Consider the following 22,092-nt stretch of genomic DNA (forward strand, 5'->3'; position numbering starts at 1 on the left):
CGAGAAAATAACTGCAAAGTTTTGCTTCTGTATGTTGAAGATCGATAGAAGTGAGCTGAATTTGACAGCTGATATAACAAGTATAACGAGAAACAATTATAAGCCAATGAAACAGATTTTTAGTATGCTCCTAGCAATTTTTGCATGTGTAGCAAGTCAAGGGCAACAAATAACCTGGGCCAGTGCACAGCAACCCTTAAAGGAAATAGAACAGCTTAAAAAGATCATTGTTGCTCCTACATTTAAAAAGAAAGATTATTCCATCGCTGATTTCGGTGCTATTGGAGATGGTAGGACGAAAAATACAGTGGCCTTTAAAAAAGCTATTGAAACGTGTAATAAGCAGGGGGGAGGACGTGTGATTGTGCCAAAAGGTGTCTATCTGACTGGTGCTATTTATTTGAAAAGCAACGTTAATCTGCATGTGAGTGAAGGGGCAACAATACTATTTAGTCGGGATAGTGCTGATTATCCGATGGTATTCACGCGTTGGGAGGGCATGGAATGTATCAATTTTTCTCCGTTCATCTATGCGTATAAAGAAGAGAATATTGCTATTACAGGAAAAGGATTACTGGATGGAAATGCCGATAATGATCATTGGTGGTATTGGTGTGGTGCCCGAAAATATGGTTGGCACGAAGGTCGTCCTGGCGAACAAAAGCCTGCCCGGGCAATTTTGCATCAGCAGATGGCCGAAGAGATGGACCCGCATAAAAGAGTATTTGGCGATGGAAATTTTCTTCGTCCCAATTTTGTACAGCCTTATTTATGCAAAAATGTCTGGATTGCTGACGTCAAGCTGATTAATTCTCCGATGTGGAATCTCAATCCTGTTCTATGTGAGAATGTATTGATAGATGGCGTGAAAGTGGTGAGTCATGGACCTAATAATGATGGCTGCGATCCTGAAGCAAGTAAAAATGTATGGATCAAAAATTGTTATTTTGATACCGGCGATGACTGTATTGCTATTAAATCCGGAAGAGATGAAGATGGCCGTAATATTGGTCGACCTGCGGAGAATCATATCATCGAAAATTGCGAAATGAAGGATGGTCATGGTGGCGTCGTTATCGGTAGCGAAATTGCAGGTGGAGCCAGAAATATTTATGCACTTAACAATGTGATGGACAGTCCAAATTTGGATCGGGCTCTACGGATAAAAACTAGTTCCAGCCGAGGCGGGATCATTGAAAACGTGTTTTTTTATAACACGGAAGTAGGGCAATATAAGGAAGCGGCTGTACGATTTAATATGTTTTATGAAAAACCCGGAAAACATATTCCGACGATTCGCAATATCTGGGTCGAAAACCTTCAGGTTAAAGGCGGCGGAAAGTATGCTGTGCTCTCCGCGGCGTACGAATCATCCCCTGTAACCGATTTTACGATGGTTAATTGTAAGATTGATGGTGTAAAAGAAGCGTTCAAAGTTGATTACCTCAAGAATGTCTCGCTAAAAAATGTCATTGTCAATGGAAAAGAAATCAAGTCTTTCGATTAACATAACATCTCTTTCGATGGAAAGCATAAGCTCCTGTGATTACGAAGTAGCATAACGATCATGAAAAAGATCTACGCATAGCTAATTCATGAATAACTATTGATATGATACGAAAGTGTTTGATTTTTTGCAGTCTGTTATTAGGGGCTGTCTTACAGGCAGCTGTCGCCCAGTCAAAACATTGGAAAGACAATGACCGTACACTTCATTATACGGAAGATCAGGGTGACTTTCTGTTGGTTAAAGGACGATATCGATTTAATCGTGCGCTTTATGGTAATAACCTAGCATCCCGGGTAGAAGCAGGCGATTTACCTGAATTTGCGCTGTACATGCCAGGGATGGCGGGGAATTTACAATTTGTCCTAAGCAATAGACAGCTGCGAAAGAAAATGATTGACGCCGATCATATCGAGACAAGATATCGATCGGGAGCTATGCATTATCGAATCAAAGACGCATTACTTGGCAAAGGTTATATCGATATCGTTGTGATGGCGCAGGTCGACGCTGAAGGAATGATCGTAAAAATACACGGAACGGATATTAAGCCTGAAGCACATCTTTATGCTATTTATGGCGGGGCTAGCGGAAAAACTTTTAGCAGAAACGGCGACATAGGCGCGGATCCGGAATCGGGGTTTTATCTTCTCCCTGCATATTGTGAACATAATCAGTATACAGTAGAAAAAAATAGTTTTGAACTTACATATCAAAATAAGAAAAATGAAGCCCAGTTTATTCAAGGTAGTTTTTCAGGGCTTTCAACACTGCAGATGTCAGATGCAAGGGTCCTGGAGGATTTATCGCGTCTGGGTAAGACGGAGAATCAGGGTAACCCTATCATTGTTGGGGAATATATTCTGGCTAAAGAACCATCTTATATTCAAATCGCTAAGGGTAAGCTCTCTGCTGCAAAATTTTCCGAAAGCACATTAGAAAAGGTTTATGAGCAAGCGGATCAGAAAAGGGTTTCTCTGGCTAGTCGGGTTAAAATAAACACACCGGATCGCTATATCAATAATTTGGGGGCAGCACTGTCGGTCGCTGCTGATGGTATTTGGGAGTCACCTACATTTTTGCATGGGGCAGTGGCATGGCGTATGCGTTTGAATGCCTGGCGGGGAGCGTATACTGCAGATGCATTGGGGTGGCACGACAGAGCGAAGGAGCACTTTTCCAGTTATGCCAATTCACAGGTGGTCGAACCGAGTTACGGCCCAGTTGTGATGGATACAACCTTGCACTTAGCTCGACATTTGGAAAAAATGGGTACCTCGATGTTTTCAAGCGGCTATATTTCTCGTAACCCAAACAATAACACAGTAGCCCATCACTACGATATGAACTTGGTCTTTATCGATCAATTGTTGTCGCATTTTAATTATACAGGAGATGTCGCATATATCAAAGAGATGTGGCCCACGCTGACTCGGCATCTCGATTGGGAAAAGCGAAATTTCGATCGGGACAATGATGGCTTATACGATGCCTATTGTGCAATATGGGCCAGTGATGGTTTACAATATTCCGGTGGCGCTGTCACGCACACAAGCGCCTATATGTACCGTGCCAATCACATGATGGCTCAATTGGCGCAGGTGATTGGAGAAAATCCTAGACCCTATCAAGAAGAGGCAAATAAGATTAAAAAAGCGTTAAAAGATCGACTTTGGCTACAAAAGAAAGGTCATTTTGCTGAGTTCCAGGATGCGCTTGGCAATCAGCTTATACACGAAAATGCTGGTTTGTGGACTATTTATCATGCCGCGGACGTAGCTATCTTGGATGATTTTGAAAGCTACCAAAATCTCCAATATGTAACTAATTATTTGCCAAAGATTCCTATTCGTGTCAAAGGACAAGAACAGCATGACCTATATACATTGCCTACGACGACATGGCAGCCCTACACTTGGTCGATCAATAATGTTGCTTTGGCAGAGAATCTACAGACAGCATTGGCCTATTGGCAATCTGGTCGGGTAGATGATGCTTATCAGCTCTGGAAAAGCAACCTCATGGAAAGTATGTACCATGGGATCAGTCCTGCCAACTTTCAGCAGCTTTCCCATTATGATGCATTTAGAGGCGAATTGTACCGTGATTTTGCCGACCCTATTGGTGTGGCATCTCGTACCTTAGTCGAGGGATTATTTGGCGTGGATCCGCGTCTATTGGACAAACAATTGTTTATTAAACCTGGTTTCCCATCGACATGGAATTTTGCACAGATTGAAATGCCGGAGTGGAGTTATACGTATAAGAAAACTAAAACTGCTATTACATTTCAGATTAACACGCGTTATGCGATGCCCGTAAAACTTGCATTGGAAGTTCCCGTAGATTTTACCCAGGTGAGTGCTGTTAAGGTCAACGGAAAGGAAGTCAAGTGGTCGCTAAAATCTTCCGCTATAAATGGGCCATGTATTGTTATTGAATCTGAAACTGAGCGGAATTTCGACGTCACAATCATAGGTGATGGACAACTCGAAAAGATGGATACTAAAAATGTGGCCCAAGTATTCACCGATCAATGGGCTTTTCCTTTACCTGCTAACACCCAATTGTTGGAAAGTTACGATCCTCAAGGAATTATTCAAAATCGGATAGGTCACAAATTTTCTTTTGTCCAGGAAGAGCGTGTAGGAACCTTTTTTGCGAAGCTCCGACAAGGGAATATGGTTTGGTGGCAAGCTGTTGATATTCGATTATTGCCGCCATTAAAAGCAACTATTGTAAAACAACAGGTTAGTTATGATCTAGTTGTAGAAAACCTTTCGGGGCAGCCACAACGACTGGCGATTGATCATCAGGATTTTCAGGCAACCTTAAACTTGAGATCTGGAGAAACAAAAAAACTGGAACTTCCCATCAATATCTTTTCAAAGGGAACAAATAGCATTGACCTGGTTGTGGGAACTTATCGCCAAAAAGTAAATTACATTGATTGGACTATCGATGATAGACCTGATTTTTTCGAAAAAAACTTATCGAGTTATTACAATGCCCGTTTGACGGATATCTTTCAACAGAAATATCTTTCGCCAAGACCGGAAGGGCCGACCTTGCAGTTGCCTCGGCAGGGGATAGGCAATTGGTGTTATCCATTGACGACGGCGAATATCGATGACAGCGGAATCATGAAAAAAGCCGAGCAGAAGGATCTAACATACCTAGGTATTCCGTTTCAGCTAAAAAATGACACCAAAAATGTTGTCTTTGTCAGCCAGTGGGATAATTATCCGACAAGCGTCAAAATACCTTTAGCAGGCCAGGCCAGCAAAATGTATCTCTTGGTCGCCGGTTCTACAAATCCGATGCAATCCCAGTTTATCAACGCCAAGATTAGGGTCAATTATACCGATGGAACTTTAGATACGCTAGATCTCATCAATCCTATAAACTGGTGGCCTATCGAACAGGATTACCTCGATGACAACCACGCTTTTGAACTCCCCGATGAACAAATTCCTTACCGAATCAGTTTGAAGTCTGGAGAGCTTTATAAGGGAGGAACTTGGAACCGTTATACCGATATAAAAGGATATAGCAACCGTGGAGTTGATGGCGGGGCAGCTACATTATTGGATTTGCCCCTAAACAAAAAAAAGAAACTTCAATCAGCAGAACTTATTGCCGTAGCAAACGATGCGGTCATCGGGCTGATAGGTCTCACTTTAATGCGATAGATAAATTAAGAAATATTAAAAATGTGCTCCGAAATTTCTAATAGAAATCTTGAACTCGGGATAGAGTATGTATAAAAATCCAATATAGATGAAAAAGAAGTTTAGTATTATTTTCACTTTCCTTGTAAGTGTTTTAAGTCCTATGTTGGTCCTAGCTCAGCAAGGGACAAAAATTAATCGAGAAAATGTCGTTAAAAGGCATAATGTTTCCAATCACGCCATGGATACATTAGCTTCGCTCACGGTCGGTAATGGTACCTTTGCTTATACGGTTGATGCTACGGGAATGCAGTCTTTTCCCATTTATTATAAAAATGGGGTTTCTTTGGGAACACAGTCCGAGTGGGGGTGGGATTCCTTCCCCAATATAAAGAACTATAAATTTGAAGAAACATTAAAATCCTACGATTTTAACAACGAAGGGCGGAACGCAAAATATAGTATTCAATTGAAAGAACCGGAGCGCAATGCGGAAGCTGTCAACTATTTTAGAGAAAATAAACATCGTCTGCAATTGGGTAATGTAGGTTTGGAACTTTATTTGAAAAATGGGCAACGGGCAACTATACAACATATCCAGGATATTCGACAGGAGCTGAACCTTTGGACGGGTGTTATCACAAGTGAATTTCGAATTGAAGGAGAACCTGTTTCTGTAAAAACCGCATCGTATCAAGGCAGTGACCGCATAGCAGTACATGTCGCTTCGCCATTGATTGCACAGCAAAGGCTGAAAATATTTGTTCATTATCCTTACCCAAGCGGAAAATTTCTGGATGAAGGTACCAACTATGATCAGGTGAATGATCATAAAACAACCCTCGTAGCTCAAGCGGTGAATGCTGCAGTGATAAATCATCAGTTGCAGGGAGCGAATTATTTTACACAATTGGATTACTCGCAGGGAACTTTAAAAAATACGGCTTCACACTATTTTGTGTACCAACCGGCTGCTGCGCTCGGAGAATTTGATTTTTCATTTGCATTTGCTGCGACAAACAACTTTGATAAGAAGAGCGTCCGATATACTGATGCGGCAGATGAAAGTGCAAGGTCCTGGAAGCATTTTTGGGAAAGTGGTGCTGCGGTAGACTTTGCGGGCAGCACAGACCCAAGAGCCAATGAATTGGAAAGAAGAGTTGTACTCTCTCAATACCTGACAAAAGTACAGTGTGGGGGAAGTAATCCACCCCAGGAAACAGGCCTCACTTTTAATAGTTGGTATGGAAAACCACACACGGAAATGCATTGGTGGCATGCTGTGCATTTTGCATTATGGGGACGTCCAGAAATTATGGAAAAAACATTGGATTATTATTTTAGGACCTTTGAAAAAGCGAGGGAACTTGCAAAGCGACAGGGCTATCAAGGGGTTAGATGGATCAAAATGTCAGATAACGAAGGGAATGAAAGCCCCTCGTCGGTAGCTGCATTTTTAGTTTGGCAACAGCCACATATTATCTATATGACCGAATTGGCCTACCGGGACAAAAAGGATCTCGCCGTCCTAAAAAAATACAAGGATCTCGTATTTGCCACAGCTGATTTCATGGCTGACTTTGCACATTATGATCAGGCAACAGGTCGCTATAATGTAGGCAAGGGGGTTATTCCTGCACAAGAAGTTTTCAAAGCTTCCGAGACGATGAACCCGACCTATGAGGTCGCCTATTGGGATTGGGCACTTCGCATAGCCCAACAATGGAAAGAGCGTCTGGGAGAACCAAGAGTGAGCAAATGGGATCAAGTTATTGAAAAATTGGCCCCATTACCAAGTAAGGAAAACGTCTATTTGGCCACTGAAACTGCTCCCGATTCTTATACTTACGATCGTTGGATGACAGACCATCCTGCGGTACTTGGTGCATTAGGAATGGTTCCTGAATCACCGAAGTTAAATAAAGATGTGATGAAAAATACGCTGGATGTCGTTTGGAAGAAATGGCATTGGGAAAAGACCTGGGGTTGGGATTTCCCTATGACGGCCATGAACGCTGCTCGTTTGAATCTTCCCGATAAAGCACTTGATGCACTATTTATGAAGATTCAAACCAATACTTATTTAAAAAATGGACATAATTATCAAGATGGACGCCTGCGGATCTATTTGCCAGGCAATGGTGGGGTGCTGACGACGGTGGCGATGATGCTTGAAGGTTGGGATGCGTCTACAGGTGATTTACCAGGGTTTCCAAAAGATGGCTCATGGGTTATAAAAAAAGAAGGATTTAAAAAAATGCCCTAATATATGATGAAGAAAATAATATTACTACTGCTTTTGGGTTGTGGAACAGCGGCGACGATGGCTCAGGAATTGCCCGGTAAATCAACGATCGTGCGTGAGCTGCGTTCTGCTAATGACTATTTTATGAATAAATGGCCCGATCCGGTCAAGACCATTATTACAAATAAAGAAAGACCAGCCAATATCTGGACCCGCGGCGTATACTATGAAGGACTCATGGCCTTTTATAAGATCGATAAACAGAAACGATATTATGATTATGCTGTAGAATGGGGGGATAAACATCATTGGAAACCTGTCCGTGGAGAAGTTTATACAAGACATGCCGATAATCAAAATTGTGGGATGACTTATATTGATCTATATCGCATTGATCCGAAACCCGAACGCCTGGCAGCAATCAAAGCAAATATAGATTCTGTTATTAACAGTGGTCGATATGATGACTGGACTTGGATCGATGCGATCCAAATGGCGATGCCTATTTTTGTTAAACTCGGCGTAACGTTAAACGATACAAAATATTTTGACTATATGTATAAGATGTATAGCCATATTAAGTACCAGGAAGGGGGACGAGGACTTTTCAATGCTGCAGATAATCTATGGTGGCGTGATAGGGACTTCGTTCCCCCTTATAAAGAGCCCAACGGTGAAGACTGTTATTGGGCGAGGGGAAACGGTTGGGTTCTAGCTGCCTTGGCCTTGGTATTGCAAGAATTACCTAAGACCGATGCACATTATGCAGAATATTTGGGAGACTTCCAAAAACTTGCGAACGCATTGCTTCCATTGCAAAGAGCGGATGGTTTTTGGAATGTTAGTTTGCATGATCCGAATCACTTTGGTGGAAAAGAAACTTCGGGTACAGCATTGTTTGTCTATGGAATGACTTGGGGAATAAATGCTGGACATTTATCGAAAAAAGATTTTTTACCAGCGGTGGAAAAGGGATGGAACGCAATTTCTAAAGAATCGCTGCAACCGAACGGATTTTTAGGATATGTGCAATCGACAGGAAAAGAGCCCAAAGATGGCCAGCCTGTTACTGTTGATAAAATTCCAGATTTTGAAGATTACGGGCTTGGTTGCTTCCTTCTGGCTGGAACGGAAGTATATAAACTTGCTAAAAGATAGACCAGTGATTATAGATTTTAATACGAATACAATCGCGGATGACTTGGATTATATGATGTCGATCTGTTTATAAATCCAGCAGTAGGAAATTTCAGTATCAAAGTCAGTGGTGTTACTGAGAAAGACGATGTCGTAGTTCCATGGTAAAGACTGTAGAAAGCAAGTTTATTGATCATATTATTGGGCTGTCCAACGATTTGGATAGCCCTTTTTTATTTGCAGAAAACAGGCTAAAATACAGTGGTGTCATTTGGACATACAACAGTACAGTGCAGGATGATGAAACCGGTTGCATTAGGTAATATTGAGTAAACCAATACTATACAATTATAAACCAAAAGCTGACAACAATTGGCTTGAAACTTTCATTGTTATGAATATATATGTATCATTTATTTTTCTGGGCATTCATTCTTTCCTGTTCCAAAGAGGGAAAATTTTTAAAACAGATTCAGACAATGGGTTTCCAGATGTGATTAAAGCCCGGTGCGAGTCAAAAAACGCTAAACGTCAACACTAAATTATCTACTCATGTTAAAAAGAATGTCGCAGGGCAAGTCTGCGTTGTTTAGCTCAAAGCTTAGACTTGCACTGGTTGCAATAGTTTTGCCAGTTCATTTGTGGGCACAGTCAAACAAGATCTCCGGCGTGGTCGTCGATGATGCTAATACGCCACTGATGGGGGTTAGCATTCGTGTCAAAGGCACAGATTCCGTGATCCGAACAGATTCGAAAGGAGCATTCCAATATGCTGCTAAAGAGGGAGACATTTTACAATTGTCGAGTGTTGGTTTTGAAACAGCAACGTTTGTTGTGAAAGGGAATACGCCAATAAAAGTACAGCTCAGAAAATCCAACCAGGATCTTGATGAAGTTGTGGTTATTGGATATGGTACCGCTAGAAAGCGAGATTTGACTGGGGCTGTCGGATCTATAAAAGGTGCTGAAATTAAGGATATTCCAGTAACAACTACTGCTCAGGCGTTGACAGGTAAGATTGCGGGGGTTAATATTGTGACGCAAAGTGGAGCACCGGGGGCGGCGGCGAATGTCACTATTCGTGGGGGAACAAGTTTTACAGGATCGAGTAATCCATTGGTTATTGTTGATGGGTTTGTTTTAGATGGTGGATTAAGCAATGTTGATGCTAGTGATATTGAAAGTATCGATGTACTGAAAGATGCTTCTGCATCGGCTATTTATGGTTCCCGCGGAGCCAATGGTGTTATATTGATAACAACAAAATCGGCAAAATCGGGTCGGACCAATATCGATTACAATACCTATTTCAGCTTTGAAAAATTAAGTAAAAAATTAGACTTGTTAGCTGTCGAGGAGTATGTGAAATACCAATATGAGTATCAGGCTTTAGGGGGGAGACAGCAGCAATTTGCTGCCATGTTTGGGGGCGATGCCACAGCCCCGGATTTTGCGAGTAATGCTTATGCTCGTATACAGCAGGATTACGCGGGGCGGGCTGGAATCGATTGGCAACACGAAGTTTTTGGCGGCTCGGCGATCTTGCAGAATCATAATGTCAATATTAATGGTGGAAATGAAAAGACCAAATTGATGTTGAGTTACAATAACATGAGTCAAGATGGGATTTTGGCCAAATCTGGTTATAATCGTAACAGTATAAGAGCTAAAATCAATCATAATCTTTTTAAGGGAGTAGATTTGGACTTCAATTCGCTATTACAAGATGCAAATACACAAGGAGGGGGATCGTTGGGAGGGATGCTTAAGATGTCTATTTTGCAGCCCGTAACAGGGGGGATCCGATTTACTAACGAACAGTTGTTGCATGCAGATATAGCAGAAGAGCTTCAGGCGGTAGATTCGCAATATGACATTTATAATCCGATCATCATGAATGATGCTGTTACGAAGACGAAAGCAAGTCGTTTAGCTGTGGTCAACTTAGGTTTAAATATTAAATTTCTCGATGATTTTACATTTCGTACTGCAGGTTCATATCAGTGGAAGCAGACAAGAAATGATATGTGGGATGATGGACGTACTGTTAACGCCCGCAATAATGGTGGTCCTTACGGTTCAAGGAGTAATGCCGAAGGCTATCAGTGGCAGTTGACCAATACGTTGTCCTGGATGAAACAGCTGGAAAAGCACAATTTAAATCTCATGATTGGTCATGAAATCCTTTATTCCAAAGACCAAAGTTTAGGACATACATATTATGGGTTTCCACAAAGTAATTTTGGATTGAATGATGTATCCCTGGCGACCCGGATAGACCGTGCAGATATTGACGAAGGCCGATATGGATTGGTCTCTGGATTTGCACGCGGAATTTATAATTATAATGACCGCTACTTGTTAACGGCCACCTTGCGCGCGGATGGTAATTCTAAATTCAAAGAAGGCCATCAATGGGGGTACTTCCCGTCAGCATCTGCAGCCTGGAATATACATAAAGAACATTTTATGGAAGGACAGGCCTTTTTCGACCAGTTAAAGATACGTGCTGGTTATGGATCTACAGGGAATGATAATATCGGTAACGTGACTTACGCTACATTATATGGATCCACAATCGCAGCCATTAACAATACAGAAGTTATTGGTTTGAAGCCAAGTGATTTGCTGGGTAATCCTGAATTACAATGGGAAAAGACACAGACGTCCAATATTGCGCTTGATATCGCTATTCTAAAGAATCGGATTAGTTTAACTACAGACTTTTATTCCAACAAGTCGAGCAACCTCTTGCTGAAACAGACCATTCCAACGTCAACTGGCTATCGTTATCAAAATCAGAATGTTGCCGCTCTACGCAATCGGGGAGTGGAGTTTACCTTGCGAACAGTGAATATCAAAAAGCAGGACTTTCAGTGGCAGACCAATTTTAATATTACATTCAATAGATCGAAAACACTGGGACTGTATGGCTCCAGTAGTGAAAATAGTGACTTTATGTTAAATAATCTCAGCTCTAGGATAGACTTTATTACAAGGGTTGGCGAAACAGTGGGGCAATTTTATGGATACAAATACGATGGTGTATATACCACCGATAATTTTACCCAAAACGCAGATGGTAGCTATACTTTGAAAGATGGCGTAGCCTCTTTGAAGGGAAAAAACAGAGCGAGTATTAAACCTGGAGATGTCAAATACTTGCCGACAGCAGGGGAGACCGATAGTAACGGTAATCCTGTATGGTCGACCAATGATCGTACGGTGATAGGGAATCCTGAACCGAAGTTTTTCGGCGGACTGGGGAATACCTTTTCTTATAAAAAATTCGATTTAAATGTATTTCTGAATTTTGCTTATGGTAATAAGGCATTTAATATGAATACACAACGTTTTATGGGCCCCTATTTACCGAACCAGAATTCACTGGGAAAGATGGCCGAGCGGTTTACACTGGTCGATCCAGTTACAGGAACCGAAACAAAAGATCTCAATCGTTTGGCCGAACTGAACCCCAATCAATACCAGAAAGACCAGGTCTGGAGTCTAAATTCGACCAATAATATTGCCATTAGCGACGCTTTAGACTATTATTTGGAAGATGCCTCTTTTCTACGCATTAACAATATTACGTTGGGTTATACCATGCCCCAAGAATTGTCAAAACGTGCATTTATTCAAAAAATGAGAGTATTCCTTACCCTCAACAATATTCATACGTTCACTAAGTTTTCAGGATATGATCCTGAGGTGGCATCAACATCATCGATTTTAACGAGGGGTGTAGACAACTCCGCTTATCCGAGGACAAAAAGTTTTGTCGTAGGCCTTAATTTGACCTTTTGATTGAATTAAGATGTGTAAAGAAAAATGGAGCTGAAAAGATTGATAAATAATATATCAGGATTTGAAGACCCGTTTATAAACAGAAAAATAATTTCTATGAAATGCAAGCTATGAGACCAATTTCAGGAGCGTGGCAGATTCATAAGAGATAAAACAATTATATTCCAATGAAAAGAATTGTAATAATAGGAGGTATAGCCTGTTTATTGATAACAGGGGCATGTAAGAAATTTCTAGACCTTCCTTCCCAAAGTGATTACGATAGCAGTAACATTTTTGAAAATGCCGATCGCGTAGAAATGGCATTATTGGGTGCTTATACAAGTGTCTTTAATTCTGAATTATATTACCAATTCGGTATGGGGACAGATGAATGTTTTTCGACGGAAGGAGAGACAAACTCAAAGAATCAGGTATCTAATTATATCTATACCCCGGCAACAAGTCCGTCTTCTACCTATACAGCAATGTATTCGGGTGTTGAACAGGTCAATGTATTGATAAAGAATATTCCGTTAATGCAGCCGGGAACAGAAATAGAAAAGAAAAAACTGGATATGCTACTTGGAGAATCATTGGCTATACGGGCCAAGAATATGTTGAATGTGGTACGTTATTTTGGTGATGTTCCCTTTCCGCGTATTCCTATCGTCGATGCTGGAAGTTTTTCTTCTTCTCGCGTAAGCCGGGATACGATATTAGACGGTTGTATTGAAGATTTGCAAAAAGCTATCACGTTACTTCCTTGGAAAGGTGAATCAGGGTTATCGGTTGAACGTATCTCAAAAAATGCAGCATATGGTCTTTTGGCTAGAACAGCGTTGTATGCGGCGGGATATTCCCTACGTTGGGATTTAAATTCATATGCAGCAAGTAGTGTACAGTTGAATAGGCGTTCGGATCAGGGTAGAATACAGCAGTTATATCAAATTGCTAGGGATGCTTGTAAGGCGGTCGTAGAGCGTGGTGAAAATAATTTGATTGATTACGAAACGATTTTTAGAAACCTCATTAATGGAAAGTATGACAATGAGTCTATGCTGGAATATGGACAAAAAGGTGCAGATCGAAATGATGCGCAGATCGGTTATACCAATGGATTCTTTTCGCATACAAATTCTTTCTATGGCAAAGCGCAGCCGGCAATGGCCGCATTTCCTACTTATTATTTTGAATTTGAAGCGGGTGATAGCCGGCGGGATGTCACCATTGCATCTTATTCTATTACATCAGATAGCAAGCACCAAATGAATACCTACGCGAGCAATACCATTGGTAAATTCCGTGTCAATTGGAAAGCAGAAAAAGGTATCGCTGTAAATAAAAGGGATATCAATTGGATTGAATTACGGTATGCAGATATCTTATTGATGTATGCCGAAGCTGAAAATGAAATTAATCAGGGGCCAACTGCAATCGCAAAAGATTTATACGAACAAGTACGTCTGCGCGCATTTAAAAATGATAGATCTAAAATTGGGTTAACACCGAGCTCCTACCAAGGATTTAAAGATGCGATTATTCAAGAGCGTAAGCTGGAGCTCGGCTTTGAAGGATGGCGGCGAACTGATTTGATTCGTTGGGGGATATTGTTTGAGAAGCTGACCTTAACCAAACAGGAATTATTGGATTTGGCAGCACATAAAGGAAAATATGCACAGGTTGATCTATTCCGCGCGTATAAAATGACTCCCGCCAATACATTTAATGATCCATTGGTTGTACAGGAATTTATCTCATTTAAAGAGGCTCCCGATGCGGTAAAAAGAGCCGAATTGACTGCACAGGGTTATACCTTATTAGACATGTATAGCAATCAATCAATCTTTTTCGGAAATGCATTGACCCCGACGGCAACTTGGGTGAATAATATTTATAGAGGCCTGGAAAAGAATAAAGTTGAACTAGTGCCCCTAAGTACATCAACAATAGATAATAACCCGGGGCTTGCAGGGCAGCAACATCCACTTTATTAAGACAGTATTCTCTGCGATTAGTGTTTGCTCTTGTCTTAGTGCTAATTGCAGGGAATATTTTACGTAATAAGAATGCTATGATATTCCGAAAAATAAACTTCATACTGTATCTTTTGATCTATGCGCTTGGGGCAAGAGCACAGCCATTGTATCAACAATTTGCCGATTCAGAAATGCAGCGTTTCCCTGAAGCATGGCAATTAGATCATGGTAAACGACTTTATTTTGGTTATGCACAAGGTTTAGGTTGTCTTGCTATGTTAAGAGTGGCCGAAGAAACAGGCGATAGGAAGTATTTTGACTATGTAGAAAGGTGGGCAGATACGCTCATCAATGAAAAGGGTGAAATCCATCTATATGAGCTTAGTACCTATAATGTGGATTATGTCAATTCTGGGAAGATACTCTTTGAACTTTATGAGAAAACCAAGAAAGAAAAATATCGCTTGGCGATTGAAACATTGATCCATCAATTGAAATATCAACCGACGACCCTTGAAGGTGCCTATTGGCATAAATTGATCTATCCACATCAGGTTTGGCTGGATGGGGTATATATGACAGCACCATTTTTAGTGAAATACGCTAAATTGAGCAAACAAGATCGGTATTACGATAAAGCCATTGACGAAATTTTGATTACAGCTAAACATACACGTGATGAAAAGACGGGATTGTATTATCATGCTTGGGACGAAAGTAAAAAACAAACCTGGGCAAATCCCCAGACGGGCCAGTCGCCCAATTTTTGGGGACGAAGCATTGGTTGGTATTTTATGGCGATCATTGATGTTTTGGAAGGGATACCGGTAGATCATTCACGTAGAGGTGAATTAATTGCACTTGTTCAATCGCTTGCCGAGAACTTGGCTAAATATCAGGATAATGAAGGGTTGTGGTGGCAGGTAATAGATCAAGCTGGGAGAGAAAAAAATTATCAGGAAGCGTCAGTAAATAGCATGTTTCTGTATGCATACTCGAAAGGTATGAATAGAAAATACCTTTCAAAAAAATATAGAGGGTTGGTTGATAAACTGTATCAGGGGATTCAAAAGAAGTTATTAAAGCATGAAAATGGATTATGGATATTGACACAGTGTAATGCTGTCGCCGGTTTGGGTGGAAATCCTTATCGGGACGGTAGCTATGATTACTATGTGGGTGAACGCATTCGTGCAAATGACAGCAAAGCGACTGGCCCGTTTATTATGGGCTGCTTAGAGGCGGGGTTTTAAATTTGTCAGTTTAAAGTTTTTTAAAATATTTATAAACAAATCGTTAATTTTATACTTCTTAAAATCTAACAATGACCAATTCCGTAAATCAATTTTTGAAAACTTTAGAAATTAGTGATTTTTCCGCTACTCCAAAGTATTTGCAACTGGCAAATACCATCATTGATGCTGTTAAAAATGAAATATTGGTCAGAGATGATATGTTGCCTTCCATTAATGAGCTGAGCGCCTATCTAGAAATATCACGTGATACAGTTGAAAAAGCATACCGTTACCTAAAGAAAAATGAGATCATTGCATCCAATCCAGGAAAAGGATATTATGTAAATAAAACTGATGTACAGTCGAAACTTAAGATCGCGCTTTTTCTCAATAAGCTGAGTGCACATAAGAAAATAGTGTACGATTCCTTTGCAAGAGAACTTAGTGATTATGCCAATTTAGATTTGTTTGTTTACAATTCAGACTTATCGTATCTGAATACATTACTCGGAAGTCTAACGAAAACTTATGACCATTATGTGCTCTTCCCTCATTTTAAAGAAGGAAGGGATAAAGCCCCGGATATCATCCGTAAGATTCCAGCCGAAAAGCTGATGTTGCTTGGGAAATTCATTGAAGATGTTCCCGGTGATTTTCCTGCGGTTTATGAAAATTATGAACATGACATTTACTCCGCATTGGAGGAAGCTAATGAAGTATTGAGTAAGTATAAAAGCTTGAAGCTGGTATTTCCTGATTATAGTGATTTCCCAAAAGCCATTATCAAAGGTTTTTATAAATTTTGCCAACAATATGCCTTTGAACATGAGCTGGTTTCTGATATCGATGAAGAGAAAGTAGAGAAAGGCACTTGTTATATCAATATCATTGAAGACGACTTGGTTAAATTGTTAAACAAAGTTATTCAAAAAAAACTGGTTATAGGAAAAGATGTTGGCATCATTTCCTATAATGAAACCCCATTGAAAAAATTTATTCTTAATGGTATTACAACAATATCTACCGACTTTGAAATGATGGGAAGGATGGCTGCCGAACTGATCATCAATAAATCCAAAGATCGTGTAGAGGTACCATTTTACTTGAAGCTGAGGCCGTCTGTATAGTCTCAAGATGGGATTATATGCCCTTTATGAATGCTATGAACTGAATATAAAACTCCTTTAGAACTAATAAGGGGAAAAGCAATCGAAGGTTCTTTTGGGCAAAAGAAACAGATGCTTACAAAAGGAGAGACTGGTTAATTTGAGTAAACCAGTCTCTCCTTTTGTGAATTTATAAATTCGTTTATTTCTTTATTGTTTTTACAGGGAACAAGTCAATAACTCCTTTTGCCACCTTGCTGATGTTATTAATTGCTTTTTCTGGGTTATCGACATCGCCTGAACCACGTGCTTGCCATATTACCGAGTTTGTTTTGCGATCGATAGCTTCGATAATAAGATGGCCGTAGCGATAGCGTTCTTTTGCAACTGGGTAATAGCCTCCACCATAGTAATAAGGTGAAAACCATGGACGATACCAGCCCCAGGGACCACCCCAACCGTAATAACCGCCTCCGCCATAGACCAAACGGCTTTTGTTATTGACAATGGTAATGTAGCGGAATAGTAAATCAGGATTATCTTTGGAATATTGTAAGCCCTTTGCCTCCAACGCAGTATTCGCAGCATCCAAGATATTGGCTTTAGCGATATCATTGTCAAAATAAGACTTCGAAAGTGAGTCTACCGGAGGTAACCAAGCATACGTCTTAAAAGGAGTAAAATCCATCTTTTCTACCCGAGTGGTATTGTACTGATAAGACGAACATGATGCGAGTGCAACGCAAAGCACCAAAAATAATAGAATCTTTTTCATCGTAGTAATTTATTTATCAACTGTGATGAATCTACCATGAGTATTTTGTTGTCGCATTTGGCAAACACACTCATGATGGTTCATGGCCTATATGGAACTTATATTTATTTAATTTGTTTTTATTCTTTACCCGCATGCCTTTCAATTGTAAAAATAGTACAGTTGACGGTCTTTATGGCAATTTTTTTTAATCGTTCGGGATGCAATTATCCTTTTTGATTTTACAATCTATTACTTTAGACAAAAAACTATAGAGATGGTTTAATCCTCATTATAAAATTAATAGGGATATTTTGCCACTAGCGGAATCTGTCTTCCGGGACCAAATGCCTTTGGACTAATCCGCAGGATCGGAGGAGCTTGAAAACGTTTGAATTCAGCATTATTAACCAATTTACATACTCTTTCTACTAACGATTTTTCAAAGCCCATTGCTACAACCTCAGATCCTGCTTTCTCATTTTCGATGAGTTCAAACAGAATTTGATCCAATAGTTCATATTCCGGTAGGGAGTCTGAATCTTTTTGATCAGGCCGAAGTTCTGCAGAAGGTGCTTTTTCAATGGTATTGATTGGAATGATCTCCCGTTCCCGGTTGATATAGCGCGCTAAATCATAGGCTTTGGATTTGTAAACATCGCCGATTACAGAGATGGAACCTGCCATATCACCATAGAGGGTACCGTATCCTACAGCAGCCTCGCTTTTGTTGGATGTATTGAGTAAAATATTGCCGAATTTATTGGAAACAGCCATCAAAATTACTGCACGTGCGCGGGCTTGAATATTTTCTTCAGTTGTATCTGGCTGCCGTCCTTCAAAAAGAGGAGCCAAACTATGTTCGTAGGCGTTGGCGATATCTTTGATTGGAACAATAAAATGTTTGCAACCCGTATTGTTGACGAGATCCATCGCATCTTTTATCGAATGATCAGAAGAGTAAACCGATGGCATGAGTATGGCTAACACGTTATCGGCCCCCAAAGCCTCACAGGCTAAAGCGGCAACTAAGGCTGAATCCAGTCCACCGGACAAACCCAAAACGGCTTTTTTGAAACCAGATTTCTGAAAATAATCGCGAAGCCCAAGGATCAGTGCATCATGTATAAGAGCTATCTCAGCTATAGATTCTTTCGAAGAAGCTGTGGTGGAGGTTATATTTTGTTGATGATAGGTGACAAATTGAAGATCTTCTTCAAAGCTTTTTAATTCAGCAATTTTTGTTCCTTCATTATTTAGGGCGATCGAGCGGCCATCAAAGATAATATCCATGTGAGCGCCAATCTGATTGACATAAATTAGCGGTCTGCTAGACTTTGTTACCTGTTTGCTTAGGACCTTGATCCGTTCATCAAAATGCGTATAGGAAAAAGGGGAGGCGGCGATGTTGATGAGCAGATCCGGGTTTTCTTTTCTCAGCTCTTCCATTGGATCGCCAACGTAAGAATTTCCACCTTCGTCATCATCCCATAAATCTTCACAGATTGTTAGCGCAATTTTTACTCCGTTCAGTTCGATGCAGTCAAATCGTCTGCTGGGTTCAAAATAACGATATTCGTCAAATACATCATAATCGGGTAAAAGGCCTTTTTTAACAATGTTTCGGACGGCCCCATGCTCAATAAATATAGCAGTGTTATAGAGTTCTTTGCCTTCAGGATCGCTGTTTTTGACTGGAGCCCCAATGATACAGGCGATATCCTTACAATGAGCAGCGACTTGATGAACGGCTTCATCGCATTGACGTTTAAATGCCTTGCTCCGCAAAAGATCTTTGGCAGGGTAACCACCAATAGCGAGTTCGGCAAAAATAATAAGATCGGCCGTTGCTTCTTTGGCCTGTTGGATCGCGCTAATTATTTTTTTAGTATTTGCTTCAAAATTACCGATATGGTAATTCAACTGTGCTAAAGCTATTTTCATATGCTATTAATCGTATAACTAAAATAAGATACCAATTACGTGTGGATCTTCTCACAAATTTATTTCTTTTTTTTGATACTCAGTCTGACCTTATGTGAATAAAAAAGCGAACTATTTTAGAATAAGGGAGTGCTAAATTGTTTTAACATAATTTTAACAACGTTAAATGCTGTTAAATTTCTTGACATGAAAGCAGATCTGTAGTACCTTTGATATATCAAAAGAAACGAAAGATATTTAAAAATAATATATAAAGAACTTTTCATAATTTAGGTTAATAATTGGTTAGGTAAAGCTCGGAGTTCCCCACTTCGAGCTTTTATTTTTTACAGCTAAATTTCTTTCTTTTTCAAGTTTAGGCCTATGGTATTTCTTGCTTGTATTACAACTATCGTTCAGTAATCTAACAGTAGGTTGAATGATGGAGCGAAGCGAGATTTTTAATTGATCGGATACTAGATGATGGAAATGCGTTGATCGTATTAATCGGTATTCGCTATTTTGAAGAGATTGCGGGAAGATACTTGCCCACAGAGAAGGGCCGGCACAATGCGATGATATTTGCGCAGGTTTATTGTTGAAGATCCTATTGAACGATAAAGCTCCTAAAATCAAATCATTTTAGGAGCTTCTATCCGTTATTGCTTCAAAAGAAGCGTTAATTATTTGATATCCGTTACTTCAATTACAAAATCCAATGGGGAGTTTGCCGGAATAGTTCCCACAGATTGGTTTTGGTATCCATATAGCGAAGGTGCCATGATATGAATTTTGCTGCCTTTTTGTAAGCCTTTTTCTGTTAAGCCGCCCAAATTCATATCACCGATTTTTTGCGGAGCAAAAGCAAAGGTCCAAGCAGGGATAATTGTGCTGTAAAATGGATATTGATACCCCGTGTTTGTGATGATTTCAAATTCTTTGGCCGTATCTGTTTGATCAAACACACTTCCGCTCAATAATTTTCCAACGTATTTTACAGTCGGTTTAAATTTTAAGTATTTGCCATTTAATGTGTCAACCACTTTATATTCATAGTTTCCTGTCCCCTCGGCTAGAATTTCATACCAAATTCCTGTTTCGCTGTTGTATTGTGCATCAGGGTAATTTTGGCTAACATAATTTTTCAGCGTAATGGAATCCGTTTTAAATTGAGCATTTGCATCATAAACGGGGGCATCATCGCTTTTGTTACAGCTGACAATTAGGAAAGCGATTGTTGCAATTCCCATGAATAGTGGTGATAACAGTTTTTTCATTGTATTTTTTATTGGTTTTTCAAGGAAAAGCTATTTTCTTTATGAAAGTAACTTTGCAAATGTATATTATTTTTTCTTCGTTAAAAGTTTTCGCGTTAATAATTAACATTTTGATACAGTAATTTACACTTCTAAAAGTGGAGTAAGTTGTTTGGGATTGAACCGACGTAATTACTCATATCAACATGTTTGATATGCTAGTGCATTGGCGATCTCTTGGCGATTGTTTACAAAAAAGCCATTCTCACTTGGAAAATGGCTTTGATGAATGCACTGTGTGTGTTTCTTAGTTGGAAGTAGCTCTAGCAATATCTGTTACTTCAATAGTATATACAACTGGAGAGTTTTTAGGAACAGTTACATTTTCTGTACCTTTATATTCTTGATTATCATAAGCGAATACCGAAGATGAAACAAATCGAATCTTAGAACCTTTTTGTAAACCTTTTGGTAGCAAACCACCTAATTTAGCATCTTGGCCATTTTGGTTAAGTGTTTGTGGCACAAATGCATAATACCAGCATATTCCAAAATTTTGTCTAATGGCCAATAATAAATTAGTGAAATTTGCTGGAGTACCTTCTTTACTTTTACTAAAAACAGTTCCATTTTGATCTGTAAGTTGACCAGTATAATTTACACTGATTGATGGGTAGCCATTTTTATAATCATAAGAATCTGATTGACCAACAGCAAGAACTTCATACCAGATTCCGGAAGAATCAGATTTAACTGGGTTTTGAAAATGTGTTTTGGCATATTGTTCAAGTAAGGGGGCCTGAGCTTTTCTTGTAGAATCAATTCGGATCATTTCTAATCTTTGTTTTTCTTGTTCAGCTGCCCAGTCGATACCATCGCTTTTGCTACAAGATGCGAAGATTGTTCCCAGACACAAAAACGCCATTAAAAATTTCGTGATATTTTTCATAATTTCTTAAAGTGTGTATTAATTATAAAATCCAAAACGCAGGAATACAGGAGTTCGCTACAAGTGAATGTTAAATTATTCTAAAAAAGCAGCTAACTCTTTTGAATTCAGGTATTTTTGCTGTATACTTTTTAGACGAAATTCACTGTCAAAACGTAGGAGAGTTGGAAAGATTATTTTTCGTCCCTGTAGCAGCTGTAATGCTAATGGATGGAATTGCCCCGTTTTCTTTCTTTTGTTTTTAGGCTTCCATATACTGTTGTCAAAAGCAATGTCCTGAATAGATTCAGCGTCTAAATGAACGGCGTGGTAGCGCTTGTTGATTAATTGGACGATCTCTTTTTTTGTAAAGATTTCCTGTTCCATTTTCCGGCAGTAGCTACACCAATCTGTATGAATAAAGAGCAGTGTTTCGCGTGGGGCAACGGTCAGAAGTGAATCCAGTTGCGTAAAATCAATCCAATTTATCCGCTCCTGTCCATAATGACAGAGCGGATAAAAGAATAGGATCAAGAGCACATATATTTTTTGGAAATGCTTCATA

At 39.7% G+C, this 22,092-nt stretch carries 13 protein-coding genes; 8 read left to right on the forward strand and 5 right to left on the reverse strand.

Going from position 1 to position 22,092, the window contains the following annotated elements; translation table 11 throughout:
* Positions 1 to 106 precede the first annotated feature (106 nt).
* The 8 genes from B3C94_RS07775 to B3C94_RS07810 all read left to right on the forward strand — a co-directional run bounded on the left by B3C94_RS07775 (position 107) and on the right by B3C94_RS07810 (position 16,687).
* Positions 107 to 1,507 (forward strand): glycoside hydrolase family 28 protein, encoded by a 1,401-nt coding sequence (locus B3C94_RS07775; protein WP_293901521.1) that lies wholly within the window; start codon positions 107 to 109, stop codon positions 1,505 to 1,507.
* Positions 1,508 to 1,611: 104 nt separating this feature from the next.
* The gene (locus tag B3C94_RS07780; RefSeq protein ID WP_293901524.1) at positions 1,612 to 5,199 is read left to right on the forward strand and encodes a DUF4450 domain-containing protein; all 3,588 of its coding nucleotides are present in this window, start codon (positions 1,612 to 1,614) and stop codon (positions 5,197 to 5,199) included.
* 88 nt (positions 5,200 to 5,287) lie between these two features.
* Positions 5,288 to 7,444, forward strand: coding sequence for a hypothetical protein (locus B3C94_RS07785; RefSeq protein WP_293901527.1), 2,157 nt, complete (start codon positions 5,288 to 5,290; stop codon positions 7,442 to 7,444).
* A gap of 3 nt (positions 7,445 to 7,447) precedes the next feature.
* Positions 7,448 to 8,581, forward strand: coding sequence for a glycoside hydrolase family 88 protein (locus tag B3C94_RS07790; protein WP_293901530.1), 1,134 nt, complete (start codon positions 7,448 to 7,450; stop codon positions 8,579 to 8,581).
* Between the two features lie 531 nt (positions 8,582 to 9,112).
* Entirely contained in the window at positions 9,113 to 12,367 is a 3,255-nt protein-coding gene (locus tag B3C94_RS07795) for a SusC/RagA family TonB-linked outer membrane protein (RefSeq protein WP_293901533.1), read from the forward strand.
* A gap of 167 nt (positions 12,368 to 12,534) precedes the next feature.
* The gene (locus B3C94_RS07800; RefSeq protein ID WP_293901536.1) at positions 12,535 to 14,343 is read left to right on the forward strand and encodes a RagB/SusD family nutrient uptake outer membrane protein; all 1,809 of its coding nucleotides are present in this window, start codon (positions 12,535 to 12,537) and stop codon (positions 14,341 to 14,343) included.
* A gap of 77 nt (positions 14,344 to 14,420) precedes the next feature.
* Positions 14,421 to 15,578 (forward strand): glycoside hydrolase family 88/105 protein, encoded by a 1,158-nt coding sequence (locus B3C94_RS07805; RefSeq protein ID WP_293901539.1) that lies wholly within the window; start codon positions 14,421 to 14,423, stop codon positions 15,576 to 15,578.
* A gap of 71 nt (positions 15,579 to 15,649) precedes the next feature.
* A complete protein-coding gene (locus B3C94_RS07810) occupies positions 15,650 to 16,687 on the forward strand; it encodes a GntR family transcriptional regulator (RefSeq protein ID WP_293901542.1) in 1,038 nt (345 codons plus the stop codon).
* A 181-nt stretch (positions 16,688 to 16,868) separates the two neighbouring features.
* Here B3C94_RS07810 and B3C94_RS07815 read toward each other — a convergent pair whose 3' ends face one another.
* The 5 genes from B3C94_RS07815 to B3C94_RS07835 form a co-directional block, all read right to left on the reverse strand.
* Complete coding sequence (locus B3C94_RS07815; protein ID WP_293901545.1) at positions 16,869 to 17,441, reverse strand: DUF4136 domain-containing protein; 573 nt, start codon at positions 17,439 to 17,441, stop codon at positions 16,869 to 16,871.
* A 279-nt stretch (positions 17,442 to 17,720) separates the two neighbouring features.
* Positions 17,721 to 19,364, reverse strand: coding sequence for an NAD+ synthase (locus B3C94_RS07820; RefSeq protein WP_293901547.1), 1,644 nt, complete (start codon positions 19,362 to 19,364; stop codon positions 17,721 to 17,723).
* 662 nt (positions 19,365 to 20,026) lie between these two features.
* Complete coding sequence (locus tag B3C94_RS07825; protein WP_293901549.1) at positions 20,027 to 20,620, reverse strand: FKBP-type peptidyl-prolyl cis-trans isomerase; 594 nt, start codon at positions 20,618 to 20,620, stop codon at positions 20,027 to 20,029.
* Between the two features lie 286 nt (positions 20,621 to 20,906).
* Positions 20,907 to 21,548 (reverse strand): FKBP-type peptidyl-prolyl cis-trans isomerase, encoded by a 642-nt coding sequence (locus tag B3C94_RS07830; protein ID WP_293901552.1) that lies wholly within the window; start codon positions 21,546 to 21,548, stop codon positions 20,907 to 20,909.
* Positions 21,549 to 21,623: 75 nt separating this feature from the next.
* Positions 21,624 to 22,091, reverse strand: a complete 468-nt coding sequence (locus B3C94_RS07835; protein ID WP_293901555.1) for a thioredoxin family protein — start codon at positions 22,089 to 22,091, stop codon at positions 21,624 to 21,626.
* Between the last annotated feature and the right edge of the window lies 1 nt (position 22,092).

This window comes from Sphingobacterium sp. UBA5670, assembly GCF_002420705.1.
GTDB lineage: Bacteria > Bacteroidota > Bacteroidia > Sphingobacteriales > Sphingobacteriaceae > Sphingobacterium.